The following is a 13,207-nucleotide window of genomic DNA, read 5'->3' on the forward strand; positions in this document are numbered from 1 at the left end:
GTCAGGGATGGCCCATCCGCCGTCAAGGCGGATGGGCGTCTGGTCAGACGTTGCGCTGGTTCTCCACATATTTCTTCACGATCTCCAGGGTTGCGCCGCCGACGGTGGCGACGAGGTAGCTGTTGGTCCACAGGGTCGGAATACGGGTGCGGAGCTCGGGGAACTCCTGCCGGATGAGCCGCGAGGAACGGCTCTTGATCTGCTTGACCAGGCGGTGGATGCCGTACTGGGGGCCGCAGGTGACCAGCAGCTGCATGTGGTCGGGCATGGTCTCCAGTTCGGTGACGGGTGCGTTCCGCTCGTCGCAGACCTCGCGGATGATCTGTTTGAGCCGGGTGTCGACGTCTGCGGTGATGACCTTGCGTCGGTACTTCGGGCACCAGACGACGTGATAGGTGCAGCGGTGTACGACGTTGTCGTTCGATCGGGTCTCGTCCACCGCCGCAGCATGTGGCTTCGATTTGTATGCTGTTCAATGTGGACGAGACGGTGCGTTACACCTACCGACTGCGGCCCGGCCGCATCGCGGAGGTCGCACTGCTGTCCGAGTGGAGCAGGTGCCGTTGGCTGTGGAACGAAGCCGTCCACCAGCAGAAGACCGGCCGTAACCCGACGTTCGGGAAGTTGTCGAAGCTGCTGACCGAGGCGCGTTCCCGCAACTGCTGGCTGCGCGATGGTTCGCAGGTCGCCCAGCAGCAGGCCCTGCGGACCTACGGTGCAGCCCTGAACGATTCGTTCAAGGTCAAGGGCCGAGGCCGGCCGAAGGTGAAGCGGCTCAAGGACGCCCTGCCGTCGCTGGAGTACACCCGTAACGGGTTCAGACTGGTCGACGGCCGTCTGCGGCTGCCCGGCAAGGTGTTCGTCCCGGTCGTCTGGTCCCGGGAACCGCCGTCCGGCCCGTCGTCTGTCCGGGTCTACCGCGACAGTCTCGGCCACTGGTACGCGTCGTTCGTGGTCCGCCGTGAGATGGCCGAGACGTCGGACGCGGACCTGCCGGGCATCGGTGTCGACTGGGGCGTGAGGACCACCGCTACCACCACCGATCCGGCCTTCGACCTGCCGCATCTCGGCCACCGGCGCCGGTGCGCCGCCGAACTGGCCAAGGCCCAGCGCAAGATGGCCCGCCGACGGCGGCCCAAGGAGCAGAAGGCGTCGAAGGGCTACCTGACCGCGAAGCGGCAGGCCGCCCGGATCGCGAAGAAGGCCGCCCGGCAGAACACCCACGACGCCCGCGCCTGGGCCAAGACCGTGGTCGAGCACCACGCGCTGATCGCCGTCGAGGACTTCAAACCGAAGTTCCTGGCCAAGACCGGCATGGCCCGCAAGGCCGCCGACAACGCGATCGGCGCGTGCAAACGAGAACTGATCGAGCGTGGTACGCGGGCGGGCCGAAAAGTGGTGCCGGTGCCGCCCGCCTACACCACGATGACCTGCTCCGGGTGCGGCGAGAGAACCAATCTCCGCCTCGGACTGGGTGTACGGATTTTCGAGTGCACGGCCTGCGGCTACACCGCAGACCGTGACCTCAACGCCGCGAGGACGATCCTCGCCACGGCTGAACGCGACCGTGCCAGTGCCGACGACGTAAGACATCAGATCGCCTCCTTCCGGGAGGATTGGTCGAATGCGGTCCGAGCTGGAAATCCAGGGCCTCGCCCCGGAGGAAAATCCCCCGGATTCATCCGTGGGGATCGTTAAGCGTCGCTCCTAGGACAGGCTCGCCGAATGGGTTCTCACGAAGGTGGCGTTGATCCGCACCAGGACCAGCACGGTCAGCGCCAAGGCCGGCATCGCGATGCCGGCGGCCAGCAGTGGCTCCACGCCCTGCAACGGCAGCAGACCCGGCGGTGCCGGCGGGGCTCCGGGCGCCGTCGACCGGGCGATGGCCGTCGCGGTGCCGTGTTGACTCCACACCGCCATCCCGACGGCGAGCAGGCCTTCGAACACCAGGATCCCCCCGTGCGTACGCAGGAAGCTCCACCCGCAGAGGTACTTCACGTACAGCGTCTGAGCACGGCGCCGGCAGTACACGATCGACGACGCCGCGGCGGTGACCAGATAGACCACGACGGCCGCGACGAGGCTGAACACCTGTAGGCCGAACTGGTTGCGGAGGTCACGGTATCTGTCGGCCGCCTCCTGGGCGAACGCGCTCACCCCGGGTACATAGGTGTCCAGACCGGCGGCGGCCAGGCTCGCCATGGTGCGGTCGGCGTCCTTGACGAGGATCTCGCCACGACTGGCGGCGGAGGTGTACTCGTCGTCCGGAATCACTCCGGAGGCTCCGGACACCACCACGATGACCGGATCGTCGAGCACCGGGCCGCCCTCACCGGCCGAACCGACGAACACCGGCACGGACTGGTGGTCACGGAGCTGTTCCAGCCGTACCCCGGGAAGGTCGCCGCGGCCCGACCTGGCCGCCTGCGCCGTGGCCCACGTGGTGACCTGCGCGGTGATGCGCGCCGCGTCGGAGGCGTATCGCTGCGGCGACAGTATCCGTAGGTGGTCGTCGCCGGCCGGCCGGACCGGGGTGTCGGCGGCGGTTCGGATCTCGTGGTCGAGCAGATAGGCGTCGTTCACCACGAGCACGTCGGGCCCGGTCGTTCCGGCGAGCCGGGAACCGGGCCGGTTCAGCCACGCGAGCACCACCTCATCGCGGGTGTCGGCGTCGCGGATCCATCGGCCGATCCGGTCGTCGATCGCCGCACCGCGCTGCCCGTCGTCGATGACGCTGCTGATCCGCAGGTGGTAGGCATCGCCCATCGCGGCCCAGACCCGGGACCGGTTTCGCTGCTCCTGCACGGCGAATCCGGCGGCGATGGTCGCGGTGGTGACCGAGAAGATCAGCGCGACGGCCGCGATGCGCAGCACATACGTGCCGGCGCTCGCCCAGGCGGCCGTCACCTCGCCCTTGACGGCGTTCACGATCTCGTCGTCGTGCACGAGCGCCAGAGTGACGACATGGGCCAGCAGGGCGGCGAGCACGTAGACGCCCGCGAACGACAGCGCCACCGACGCGTAGGTGCCGATCTGGTTCAGATCGTTGTAGAGGTACAGCAGGGTGACCGTCACCGAGCAGGTTCCGACGGCGGCCACCGCGGCGAAACCGGCGAGCTGACGCAGGTCCCGGAACAGGATCCGGGCGTACGACTGGCCGTGCAGACGCTGAATGCCGTACGACTTGGCGTTGAGCGTGACGGCGCACGCCACGACGAGGATGACGACGAAACCCACCACGAGGAAGGCCCACAGCAGGGTTCCATTTCCGTAATAGGCCACGACGCCGGCCGGTGAGAACGCCGGTTCGACCTGACCGTGGTACCCCAACCGCGCGAACTCCCTCGCCAGCGCGACGGCCGCCGGTTCCGGTCCGTACACGTAGTAGAGCCCGTCCGGGTGAATGTTGACGATCTCCCGATACGGCCGCATCTCGACCGGAGCGCCACGGCTGAAGTCGGGGTAGCCCTGCGCCAGCCAACGGCTGGACTGCGCCTCGGGATCTCCCACCACCAGGTGAACACGCCGGATGCGCTCATCGCGCGGGTGTTGGTACAGACGTCCGACGTTGACGCCGTGGGCACGGGTTAAATCGTCCAGCATGTCGGCGACCCGCGGGCCGGGCGCCCCGTCGTCGGTGCGCTGGAAGCTGACGACGTACGAGGTGCCGGCCACCGTGGTCTCGTCGAAGTGGTGCACGACGATGAAGGCCAGCGCCGCGGAGACGGTCAGCAGAACGGCGTACGCGAATTTGATTCCCTTGTGCAGCATGAGACCTCTGCCGTGTCACCTTGTCGTGAACAATGGCGGGGCGCCGCCGGAAGCGGCGCCCCGAAGATCGTCAGCAGGCGTTGTTCCAGTACGCCTTGTTGCCGCTGACTCCCGCGTACCTCCAGGCGTCCGACCACAGGCCGGGGTCGGTGCAGGCGCTACGGGAGGTGATCCCGTTGGACTTGACCGACGAGGTGTGCCAGTTGTTCGGATGCCAGTACTCGGATCTGTTGATCCCGAAGTTGACGCCGTACGCCCAGGTCCCCCCACCGACGTACTCGGTAGTGGCCCATGCCGGTACGGCGACCGCGACCGCCGCCGTGGCACCCACCAGCACCGCGATCAGCGACTTGGGCATTCGCTTACGTTTTCGCATTGCCGTCGTCCTTCCCCTCAAGGTTGGTCGCCCATGAACTGGCTGCCAGTGAACTCAGCTGCGGCGTTGTCCAGTAGCCGTGTTCTGAGGTAAACAACCGCTGATGGGGCGGTCGGTCAGCCGATGACCCAGTCCACGGTCTGCACCGTCGAGGTCAGCCGCAGCCGCGCCAACCGGGCGCCCGGAGGTACGTCGAACACGACGTACTGGTCCGCCTCCTCGTCCGGCAGGACCCACTCGGCGGACGCCCACGACTCCGTCGGGAAGATCCAGCCGGTGTCCTGTGCGGCGCCGAGCACCCAACTGAACGGCAGTTGGAAGTTGCTGGAGCTCAGATTCCGGACATGGAGGCGCAACGTGGTCCGATCCCCCGCCGGGTCCTCCGACGCGAGGGCGGTGACCTCGCGCAGAGAGTTGGTGGCCCCACCGATGATCGCCGTGGTGCCGAGGACGAGCGTCTTGCACGGTGTGACGGCGGCCGCGTCCAACGCCAGGACGGAGGCGGGGCTGGGGGCCCGGTAACTCGGCATCCCACCCCGAGGTGTCGTGCATCGGTCGTCGGCGTCCGGGACGGCCACATATCCCTCACGGATCGGCCCGAACATGTTGAACGACGACGACCTCGGCGACGGGTTCGGGGACGGACTCGGAGACGACGTCGGCGACGCCGCCCGGGCTCGCCGTAGAGCCGCCAGGACGTCCGGGTCGAGGCGCTCGGTCACCGGGTTCGGTTCGCGGGGCAGCCGGTCGCCGGGGTTCGGTCCGGACGTCGAGGGGCGGTTCACCGCCAGGACCAGCGACAGCACGACGATCGCCGCGAGCGGGCCCGCGATCACCAGGCTCCAGCGGCGGCGAGCCCGTGGCACGGCGACCACCGCCTTCTGCGCGGGTTCCGGGACCGCCGGCTCGACTACCGGGCGGCGTCGAGCGACGCGCACCGCGAGGAACACACCGGCGGCGACCACGGCTACCACAGCCATGAGAGCGGCCCGGCGTCGCGACGGCATGGTCACTATCAACCGTTCGGCGTACTGTGACCGGATCTGAGCGGCTCCGTCGAGCGCGCGAGCCGCTCAGTTCGGGCCGCCTCCGGACGATCGGTTCTGGTGTGGGCACACCGTCCCGACGCCGCTTCCGGCGGGCGGTCGTCCTGGCCACGGGGGCGCTGGTCGCGGCCTGGGCGGGGTCGATCGTGCGGGCCGTGCACCGCCGGCGGATGACCGCTGTCCGGCCGCCCGCCGACGTGACGGCACCGCCGCGACAGGTCCCCGACCCCGTGGTGCCGGCACCGACATCCGTGCCGCACAGGTGGGTCCGGCTCGCCGCGGTTCCGGCCGTCCTCGTTCTGCTGCTCGCGGCAGCCGTGATCATCACCCGGCCCTCGGCGTCGCGCCCGCGACCGTACGACTCCCCCTCCCTCTCGTCGGACGAGAAGGCCCGCCTCCTGGAGGCGATCCGCGATACGAACCACGACGTACGACTGCCCGGCGCCGTGCCGACGTCGAGTCCGGTGGCGGAGAAATGCTCGGCGATGCCTTTCGGGGAGCCGGAGTTCCCGATCAACGACAAGTTGTCCACCGACAGCAGGTCCGCCCTGACCAGGGCCGCGTGCACGACGGTCGAACTCGGCGGGACCGGACGCATCGGCTTCCACACCGCCGAGATGACGGACGTGACCGCCCGCTGGGCCGTGCACCCGGACGAGCATCCGGCGACGCCCCCGGTGCCACCGGGCCGGCACCGGACATGGTTCCGTCTGCATTTCCGGAACACCGGCACCGCAGCCTTCCCTCTACCGCACGTGTGGGTCTGGGCGGCGTCGCCGCAGGAGGGCTGGAGAGTCGGTGTGGACCTGCCGATCGCGGCCTTCACCCTCCGTCCCGGCGACGAGGGCGAGCAGCTCGTGGCGTTCGACGTCGCCGACGGCACCCGCCTGACCCGGCTCCGGGTGGGCCCACACGGCACCGTCGACTGGCTGATCCCCGGTTGACCCGGCACACCACAGGGCCCGTCCCAGCGGTCCGTCAGCTCCAGGTGAGCGACAACCGAGGAGGCCGCCGTGAACATCGTGACGCCGATCGATCTGCCGTGGACCTGCCCGCAGTGCGATGCCGCGCAGCGATCCGCATGGCCGGCGGTACTGAGCCTGGAAGACGACCCGAGTTGGTATCGGCTGTTCCAGTCGGTCGCCCTGGAATGCGCCGATTGCGGCGAGCGCACGATGCCGGACATGCCGGTCGTGATCCTCGCGGAGAAGGTGAACGGCGTTTCTCCGATCTTCGCATTGTTGCCCATGCCGCCGGACGAATCGGGTCCGCAGGGCGCCGCCGAATATCTGGGCCGGTATCTGCATCCAGAGGTGGTCCGACGGGCCGTGCCGGTGCACTGGCCGGACACTGCCGACGAGTTCGGGGAACCTTTTCTGGCCTGCCTGCTGCGCCGCGAGTACGTGGCCGACCAGCTCGCCCTGATGTCGGACCGTGCACCGATCTTCGAGGGATTGAGCCGGTTGATGCTCGTCGGCTCGGCAGCGGAGACCCGCGCCGTGCTTTCGGAACATCCGATCCTGTGCGGCCCGCGGACGCCGCAGGCGCTGGCCGAGTACTTCGACCGGCTGCCCGCCCTGGACGGCGGCAACCCGCTCTGGGAAGCGATGACGACGTTTCTGACCGAGATCCGTGCCGATACGGACGAGGCCGCACTCGCCGCGTCGGTGGCCCGCTTCGCCGCCGCCCGCGGAGCAGCCGTCCACGCCATGGCCGACGCCGGACGTCGGCACGTCCACTGGCTGGCGGAACATTCGCATGAGGCCGGTGCGGAGTGGGACCGGATCGCTCGCGAGGCCGATGCCCTTCTCGGCTTCGGTGGCGCCGAGAAGGAACGGGCCGAACTCCTGGCGATCGTCGGAACCACTCTGCTGAAACGGCCGAGCCGAACCCCGGACGACGTGGAGCGGGCCATCGGCTACCTGGAGGAGGGCCGGGAGCTCGCTCTCGCCATCGGAGACGCGAAGACGGCCAACGCCGCGACCACCGATCTGGTCATCGGGTTGGCGATGTGCGTCGGTAGCCACCGTCCCACCGATCTCAGCCGGGCCGCGGACCTGGCGGCGGAGGTGATGGAATACCACCGGGCCGAGGGAGACGACCGCCGGTTCGCGCAGGCCGCCACGAACCGGGCCGTGATCCTGATGCGATCCGCCGACGGGGCGACAAGCCAGAGCCGAGCCGTTCTCGAGCAGGCGGCGGCGTTGTGCCGCGAAGCGCTTCCGCTGCGGCCTCGTGAGTCAGATCCGTTGGGGTGGTCGTACACCGCAGCGAACCTGGCGCTCATCCTGCAGCGTCTGGCAGAGGACCAGCCCGCGGACCATCATTCCGCGCTCCGCGAGGCGATAGGTCTGCTCCGTGGCGTGTGCGGCACCTTCACCGCGTGCGGCGACCACCAGGCGGCGACGCAGTCCACCCTCGACTTCGCCCAGGCCCTCCTGGAGCTCGCTCAACGGATCCACACCGCGGGCAGGGAACAGTCGGCGATCTTGGCCGTCGAGCGCTCCGGCGTCGTGATCCCGGTGAGCGAGGCGGACCTGGATCTCCGCTTCCTTCATCTGGCGGTGAAGAACCCGGCGAGGTACGGCATCGAGTCGATCGCCCCCGAGCTTCAGCGGATCATCGCGGCAGCACCGGAGGGGGAAGCAGCCGAACTCCTTGCCGAAGCGTCCGCGGTGGCGCAAGACGGCGTGCGGCAGGCCGAGGAGTTCGGCGATACGGAGTTTCGGGGCCGATTCGCCGAACTCGCGGCCCAGATCGACGAACTGCGTCTCGGCAGGACGGAGCAACTGATCGAGAGCTTTCGGCGGGCGCGATCTCTCATCGACCCGGACGTCACCCCGGCCGCCGCCCGCCGCATGGCCGCAGAGCTCGGCGCGCTGCTCTGCGATCACCGACGCTGGGCGGAGGCGCGCGACGCCTATGCCGACTGTCTTTCCTTACAGCAGATCGAGCTGCGCGGTGTCACCGGACGTGACGCGCGCCTGCAGGTGGTGGAGTCGTTCCCGATGGCGGCCAGAGCGGCCGCCTATGCCGCGGAGCGGACCGGCGATCTCGCGGATGCGTTGACGACGCTCGAACGGACTCGCTTGCAGGCGTTCGAGGCGATGGTCGGGGAGAGCGGACCCGGCCGCGTCGGCCTGCTCCGGTGGGACTCACCGACCATGGCCGACATCGGCCGCGCGGCGACGCTCGACCGGCCGCTTCTCTACGCGTGGAACACACCCGCCGGTGGCGCGATGGTGCTGGTCAGCAAGGACACCACCGGCGCGGTCGTGACGCGATCCTTTCCCGCGGCGGCCTCATCTTCGGACTTCGTCGCCATGATCTACCGCCTCGACGACCAGTCTCAGGGCCTGATGACCGCGCAAGCCGGCGGCGCCGACCTCACGGGTCCGATCGCCGAGATCGCGGACGCGCTGGGTGAGCTGATGCAGCCGATCGTGGATGCGGTCGTGGCGGACGGCCACGACCAACTGGCCATCGTGCCCTGCGGTCCGCTGGCCGTCACGCCGTGGGCCGCCGCCGTCATCACCGACCCGGTCTCCGGCCGCCGCTGCCCGGTGGTCGATGTGCTCACCCTCACCACCGCGCCATCGGCCGCAGCCCTGCTGCTCAGCCGTCGGCGGGTCGGGAACTCCCGACGGAAGCCGACCGACGGCGCCGTGGTGGTGCTCGCCGACCCCGAACGCCCGGGTCTGTCTCCGCTGCGTGGCGCCCGGCTCGAGGCCGACACCATCGCCCGGGAACTGCCCGGCCGAACGGTTCTGCTCAAGGGCACAGCCGCCACCGTCTCGGCGCTGACCGGTTATATCGAGGACTGCTGGATCCTCCACCTGGCCTGCCACGGCTCCAACAGGCTGGACGAGTCGGAGAACATGCGGTTGTTCCTCAGCGACGGCGACCTGACCCTCGACGCCATCACGGAGCTGCCGCGACTCGACACCCGACTGGTCGTGCTCAGCGCCTGCCAGACCGGTCACGCGGACATCACCAGACTCCCCGACAGCATGGTCGGTCTGCCGGTCGCCTTCCTCGCGGCGGGTTCGGCTGCGGTGGTCAGCTCGCTGTGGCCGGTGGACGACCTGGCCACCGCCCTGCTCATCGGGCGGATGTACCAGGAGCTGGCCGACATGGTCCGCATCGGCGGCACCGACGACGTGCCGCTCGCGCTGCGGCGGGCGCAGCGGTGGCTGCGCGATCTCACGGCGGACGAGGTGCCGGACCGGCTGCGATTGGCGCGGGACCTTTGTGTGGTTCCGGAGACGTCGTACGGCGACGACAGACCGTTCCGGGAGCCGTACTACTGGGCCGGTTTCAGCGTGACGGGGTGGTGAGCGATCGACCGATCTGACTATCTTGATCAAAATCAAAGATCCACGGGGGTACGGACGATGACGTCACAGAATCGACGAGGGCTGATCACTGGAACGCTGGCCGGTGCCGGCCTGGCCGCCGGGGGCATGATCTTCGGTCAGCCGACGGCCGCGCTGGCGGCGTCGGAGGGACTCGTCGTGATCACGCCGAGCGGCGACCCGACAGGTGTGACCGACCACGCGGCGATCCAGGACGCCCTGTCCGAGGTGAACCGGCAGGTACTGCTCAGCGCCGGCGAGTTCCGCATCAACCAGCCGATCGTGGTGCGGTCCAACCAGCGGCTGATCGGCGCGGGCGCGCAGGCCACCAAGATCATCCAGGTGGGCACCGGCCACGGCATCACCTCGGTGAGCAGCTCGGCGATCAACTATGTGACCATCGCGGGTCTGAGTCTCATCGGGCAGTACGTGCCGACCGATACGCCGCCGGCCGACGGCCCGTCCGGCATCCACCTGGCACCCGGGCCGGCCGAAGGCCCGTCGAACATCACCATCGAGGACTGCGTGGTCAAGAACTGGGGCGACTGCGGCGTGCACCTCACCGCGGTGATCGCGTCGCGGATCACCCGGGTGCAGTCGGTGAAGAACGGCGGCAACGGCTTCTACGTCACGAAGACCGCGACCGCGGCCGCCACCTCACTCTCCTTCGAGGCCTGTTACGTGCTCGGCAACCGGAAGAACGGCTACGAGCTCGACTATGTCAGCTATTCGACGTTGAACGCCTGTGCCGTCGACGGTGGCCTACGTGGCTACGCGCTGTACAACTGCTCGGCCGTCACACTCACCAGTTGTGGCGCCGAGGTCTTCACCGACGTGGGCTTCCTACTGCGCAACAGCAGGGGATGCAGCCTGTTCAGCCCCTACACGTTCAAGGGTGCGAAGACCGGCATCCACATCGGCGCCTCCACCGTCAACGTGACGATCGGCGGCGCCGTCCAGTCGGATCCGGCCTCGGCGACCGTACCGGCGCTGACGAATTTCATCGTGTCCGAGGCGGGTAGCTCGGCCGTCCTCTGGGGCGTCACGCGGACCAGCCCGAACGCTCTCGCCGGCAAGACGACGAACCTCGACGGGACGGCCTGACGAAGCGGATCGGAGCCGGCACGGACCTCGTCAGCCCTGCGCGGCGTGGGAGACGGGCTCCCAGTCGGCCCAGGTTTGCAAACGCTGGGCGTACAGATGCTTGACGATCTGGGTGGGCTGGGAGCCGAAGAGCACGCGCAGCGGCGGGTTCTCGGCGTCGACGATCTGGAGCAGGGCGGGCCCGGCGGCGGTCGGGTCGCCGTAGGAGGCGCCGCCGGCGCGGGCCGCCATGGCGTCACGGATCGGCTGGTAGGCCGGGTCGGGGGTGGCGTGCACGGCCGACGACCCGGCCCAGTCGGTGGCGAAGCCACCCGGTTCGACCAGGGTGACCTTGATGCCGAGCCCGGCGACCTCCTGCGACAGCGATTCGGTGAGGCCTTCGAGGGCCCATTTGGAGGCGTGGTAGCCGCCGAGTGAGGGGAACGCGCCGATGCCGCCGATGGTGGAGATCTGAATGATGTGGCCGCTGCCCTGTCCGCGCAGGATGGGCAGGACCGCCTGGGTGACGAAGAAGGCGCCGAACAGGTTGGTCTCGATCTGGTCGCGCAGTTGCTGCTCGGTGATCTCCTCCACCATGCCGAACAGGCCGTAACCGGCGTTGTTCACCACGACGTCGAGGCGGCCGAACCTCTCGTGCGCCGCGGTGACCGCGGTGGCCACCGCGTCCTTGTCGGTGACGTCGAGGGCCAGCGGAAGGATCGCGTCGCCGTATCGGGCGACCAGGTCCGCCAGGGAACCGGTGTCACGCGCGGTTGCGGCGACCTTGTCACCGCGCCCGAGGGCGGCCTCGGTGAAGTTGCGGCCGAAGCCGCGGGAGGTGCCGGTGATGAACCAGATCTTGCTCATGGGAATCCCTCCAGACGGGCACGCCGGGACGCTCTCGACCGGCGCGGCACAGCCACCATACACGATTTCTAGACTGCGTCTAATTATGTACGGCGTCTAGTGCAGGATATGATCCACCCGGAGGCGGTGTCATGAATCTGCGGGAGCGCAAGAAACTCGAGGCCTGGCGGGCCATCCGAGCCGCCGCCCTGAAACTGTTCGCCGAGCGCGGCTACGACGCCGTCAACGTCGAGCAGATCGCCGCCGCGGCCAACGTCTCCCGGGCGACGTACTTCAACTACTTCGCCAGCAAGGAAGCCGTCGTCTTCGACCAGGACCCCCAGGAACGCGAAACCCTGCGCGCGATGATGGACGCACGGCCGACCGGCGAATCACTGTGGGAGTCACTGTCCGCGATCATGATCGGCTTGAACGAGCGTCTCGCCGACCGGATGCCCCTGCAGCGCCGACTCAAGACGCAGTCACCCGCCCTGGCCCAGTCGACCCAGGACTTCGGCGAACAGTTCCGGGCCGATCTCACCGACTGGGCCCGCAACCGCGCCGGCGACAGCCTGACGACGACCCTCCAGCTCAACCTGCTGTCCGCGGCGACCGCCACCGCCTACCAGACCTGGAAACCGGACGAACCCTTCGAGGAGTACCTCCATCGCCTACGTGAGTGCCTGCGCCAAGCCGGTGCGGGCGTCTCCGCGTTGTAGGGTCCCGGCTCCGGGATGTTCGGCCACGCCGTCAAACCGTTAAGCGTCAGGTCGGCCCCTCTGGCGGATCGCCACGGAACAGCACATGGAAGTGCAGGTGCTTGGAGTCCTGGTAGGCGCCCTCGTTGGTCATCACACATGCCGCGCCGTGCTCCTGGCGGACCCGCTCGGCGACCTGCCGGACCACCCGCAGCACCTCCAGAAGAAGGTCCTCGCCGCCCTCACCCAGCCGGATCAGCGACGGCGTGTGCTGCTTGGGCACCACCACGATGTGAACCGGCCAACTGGGCCTGGTGTGCTCGAACGCCAGCACCGTTTCCGTCTCCGCCACGACCGTTATCGGTGTCCTGCCCGACAACGCCTGATCGCAGTAGAAGTCCGACACTCTCTCGGCCGGTTCGGCAGTCACCGATGCTCCCTCCGTCGAGCGAGATCAAAGGGCACGCCGCTACACCGGAACCGAACCGGCCGTCATCGGTGCGGGCATCAGCGCCCATACCGTCTTCCCGTCGGGACGGTGGCGTGTCCCCCAGTTCAGCGCCATGGCGTCGATGAGCAGGAGGCCACGGCCGCCGGCCTGGCGCGCGTCGGGGCGCCGAAGCCGCGGCGGCGTCGACGTGGTGTCCGTGACCTCGATCAGGATCCCGTCGTCGGTGCCGGACAGGGTGAGCTCGCCACCGCCGCCGGTGTGCTGGCCGACATTCTGCGTCAACTCGCTCACGGTGATCAGCACGTCATCCACCCACGCGTCATCGCCGTCCGCGCCGAGGTGCTCGATCAGCGCTGCTTGCACCATGCGGCGTAGCGGCGCCGCCGGGTCGTCGTGCCCGAAAGCTCTTCGAAAGATGAACACCATCGGGTCCCCCGCTCGAGTCATGGCTGCCTGTATAGACGGTAACGAGCGAACGCCCGTCAGAAAGACGCTGATCGACCACTTCGTGCCTCCCGCCGGGAAGACATCGGCGGGCATCAAGATCCTTCGCGGTCTTCGGTGACCCGCTCGGGCCCCCT

At 68.8% G+C, this 13,207-nt stretch carries 12 protein-coding genes; 5 read left to right on the forward strand and 7 right to left on the reverse strand.

Annotated features, from left to right (window positions below; genetic code table 11):
* Nucleotides 1-43 precede the first annotated feature (43 nt).
* Entirely contained in the window at nt 44-439 is a 396-nt protein-coding gene (tnpA, locus tag Q0Z83_RS21435; RefSeq protein ID WP_317795740.1) for an IS200/IS605 family transposase, read from the reverse strand.
* Between the two features lie 38 nt (nt 440-477).
* On the opposite strand from tnpA, the gene Q0Z83_RS21440 reads away from it, so the two are divergent.
* Complete coding sequence (locus Q0Z83_RS21440; protein WP_317795741.1) at nt 478-1,698, forward strand: RNA-guided endonuclease InsQ/TnpB family protein; 1,221 nt, start codon at nt 478-480, stop codon at nt 1,696-1,698.
* Between the two features lie 9 nt (nt 1,699-1,707).
* On the opposite strand, the gene Q0Z83_RS21445 is transcribed toward Q0Z83_RS21440, so the two are convergent.
* The 3 genes from Q0Z83_RS21445 to Q0Z83_RS21455 all read right to left on the reverse strand — a co-directional run bounded on the left by Q0Z83_RS21445 (nt 1,708) and on the right by Q0Z83_RS21455 (nt 5,127).
* On the reverse strand, nt 1,708-3,771 hold the full coding sequence (locus Q0Z83_RS21445) for a hypothetical protein (RefSeq protein WP_317795742.1): 2,064 nt from the start codon (nt 3,769-3,771) through the stop codon (nt 1,708-1,710).
* A gap of 70 nt (nt 3,772-3,841) precedes the next feature.
* Entirely contained in the window at nt 3,842-4,147 is a 306-nt protein-coding gene (locus Q0Z83_RS21450) for a lactococcin 972 family bacteriocin (RefSeq protein ID WP_317795743.1), read from the reverse strand.
* Between the two features lie 116 nt (nt 4,148-4,263).
* Complete coding sequence (locus Q0Z83_RS21455; protein ID WP_317795744.1) at nt 4,264-5,127, reverse strand: hypothetical protein; 864 nt, start codon at nt 5,125-5,127, stop codon at nt 4,264-4,266.
* A gap of 128 nt (nt 5,128-5,255) precedes the next feature.
* Here Q0Z83_RS21455 and Q0Z83_RS21460 point away from each other — a divergent pair, with 128 nt between their 5' ends.
* From Q0Z83_RS21460 to Q0Z83_RS21470, 3 genes are all read left to right on the forward strand, one after another.
* Complete coding sequence (locus Q0Z83_RS21460; RefSeq protein WP_317795745.1) at nt 5,256-6,137, forward strand: hypothetical protein; 882 nt, start codon at nt 5,256-5,258, stop codon at nt 6,135-6,137.
* A 69-nt stretch (nt 6,138-6,206) separates the two neighbouring features.
* The gene (locus tag Q0Z83_RS21465) at nt 6,207-9,530 is read left to right on the forward strand and encodes a CHAT domain-containing protein (RefSeq protein WP_317795746.1); all 3,324 of its coding nucleotides are present in this window, start codon (nt 6,207-6,209) and stop codon (nt 9,528-9,530) included.
* A gap of 57 nt (nt 9,531-9,587) precedes the next feature.
* Nucleotides 9,588-10,652 (forward strand): right-handed parallel beta-helix repeat-containing protein, encoded by a 1,065-nt coding sequence (locus Q0Z83_RS21470; protein ID WP_317795747.1) that lies wholly within the window; start codon nt 9,588-9,590, stop codon nt 10,650-10,652.
* 30 nt (nt 10,653-10,682) lie between these two features.
* Here Q0Z83_RS21470 and Q0Z83_RS21475 read toward each other — a convergent pair whose 3' ends face one another.
* Nucleotides 10,683-11,498, reverse strand: a complete 816-nt coding sequence (locus tag Q0Z83_RS21475) for an SDR family oxidoreductase (protein WP_317795748.1) — start codon at nt 11,496-11,498, stop codon at nt 10,683-10,685.
* Between the two features lie 131 nt (nt 11,499-11,629).
* On the opposite strand from Q0Z83_RS21475, the gene Q0Z83_RS21480 reads away from it, so the two are divergent.
* Nucleotides 11,630-12,196 carry a TetR/AcrR family transcriptional regulator gene (locus Q0Z83_RS21480; protein ID WP_317795749.1) on the forward strand — a complete coding sequence of 189 codons (567 nt, stop codon included), beginning with the start codon at nt 11,630-11,632 and terminating at the stop codon, nt 12,194-12,196.
* Between the two features lie 46 nt (nt 12,197-12,242).
* On the opposite strand, the gene Q0Z83_RS21485 is transcribed toward Q0Z83_RS21480, so the two are convergent.
* Both Q0Z83_RS21485 and Q0Z83_RS21490 read right to left on the reverse strand, forming a co-directional pair.
* Nucleotides 12,243-12,605: an HIT domain-containing protein gene (locus Q0Z83_RS21485; RefSeq protein WP_317795750.1), complete on the reverse strand. Its 363-nt coding sequence runs from the start codon at nt 12,603-12,605 to the stop codon at nt 12,243-12,245.
* A gap of 39 nt (nt 12,606-12,644) precedes the next feature.
* Nucleotides 12,645-13,166: an ATP-binding protein gene (locus Q0Z83_RS21490; protein WP_317795751.1), complete on the reverse strand. Its 522-nt coding sequence runs from the start codon at nt 13,164-13,166 to the stop codon at nt 12,645-12,647.
* Nucleotides 13,167-13,207: the final 41 nt, after the last annotated feature.

Source organism: Actinoplanes sichuanensis (assembly GCF_033097365.1).
Lineage (GTDB): Bacteria > Actinomycetota > Actinomycetes > Mycobacteriales > Micromonosporaceae > Actinoplanes > Actinoplanes sichuanensis.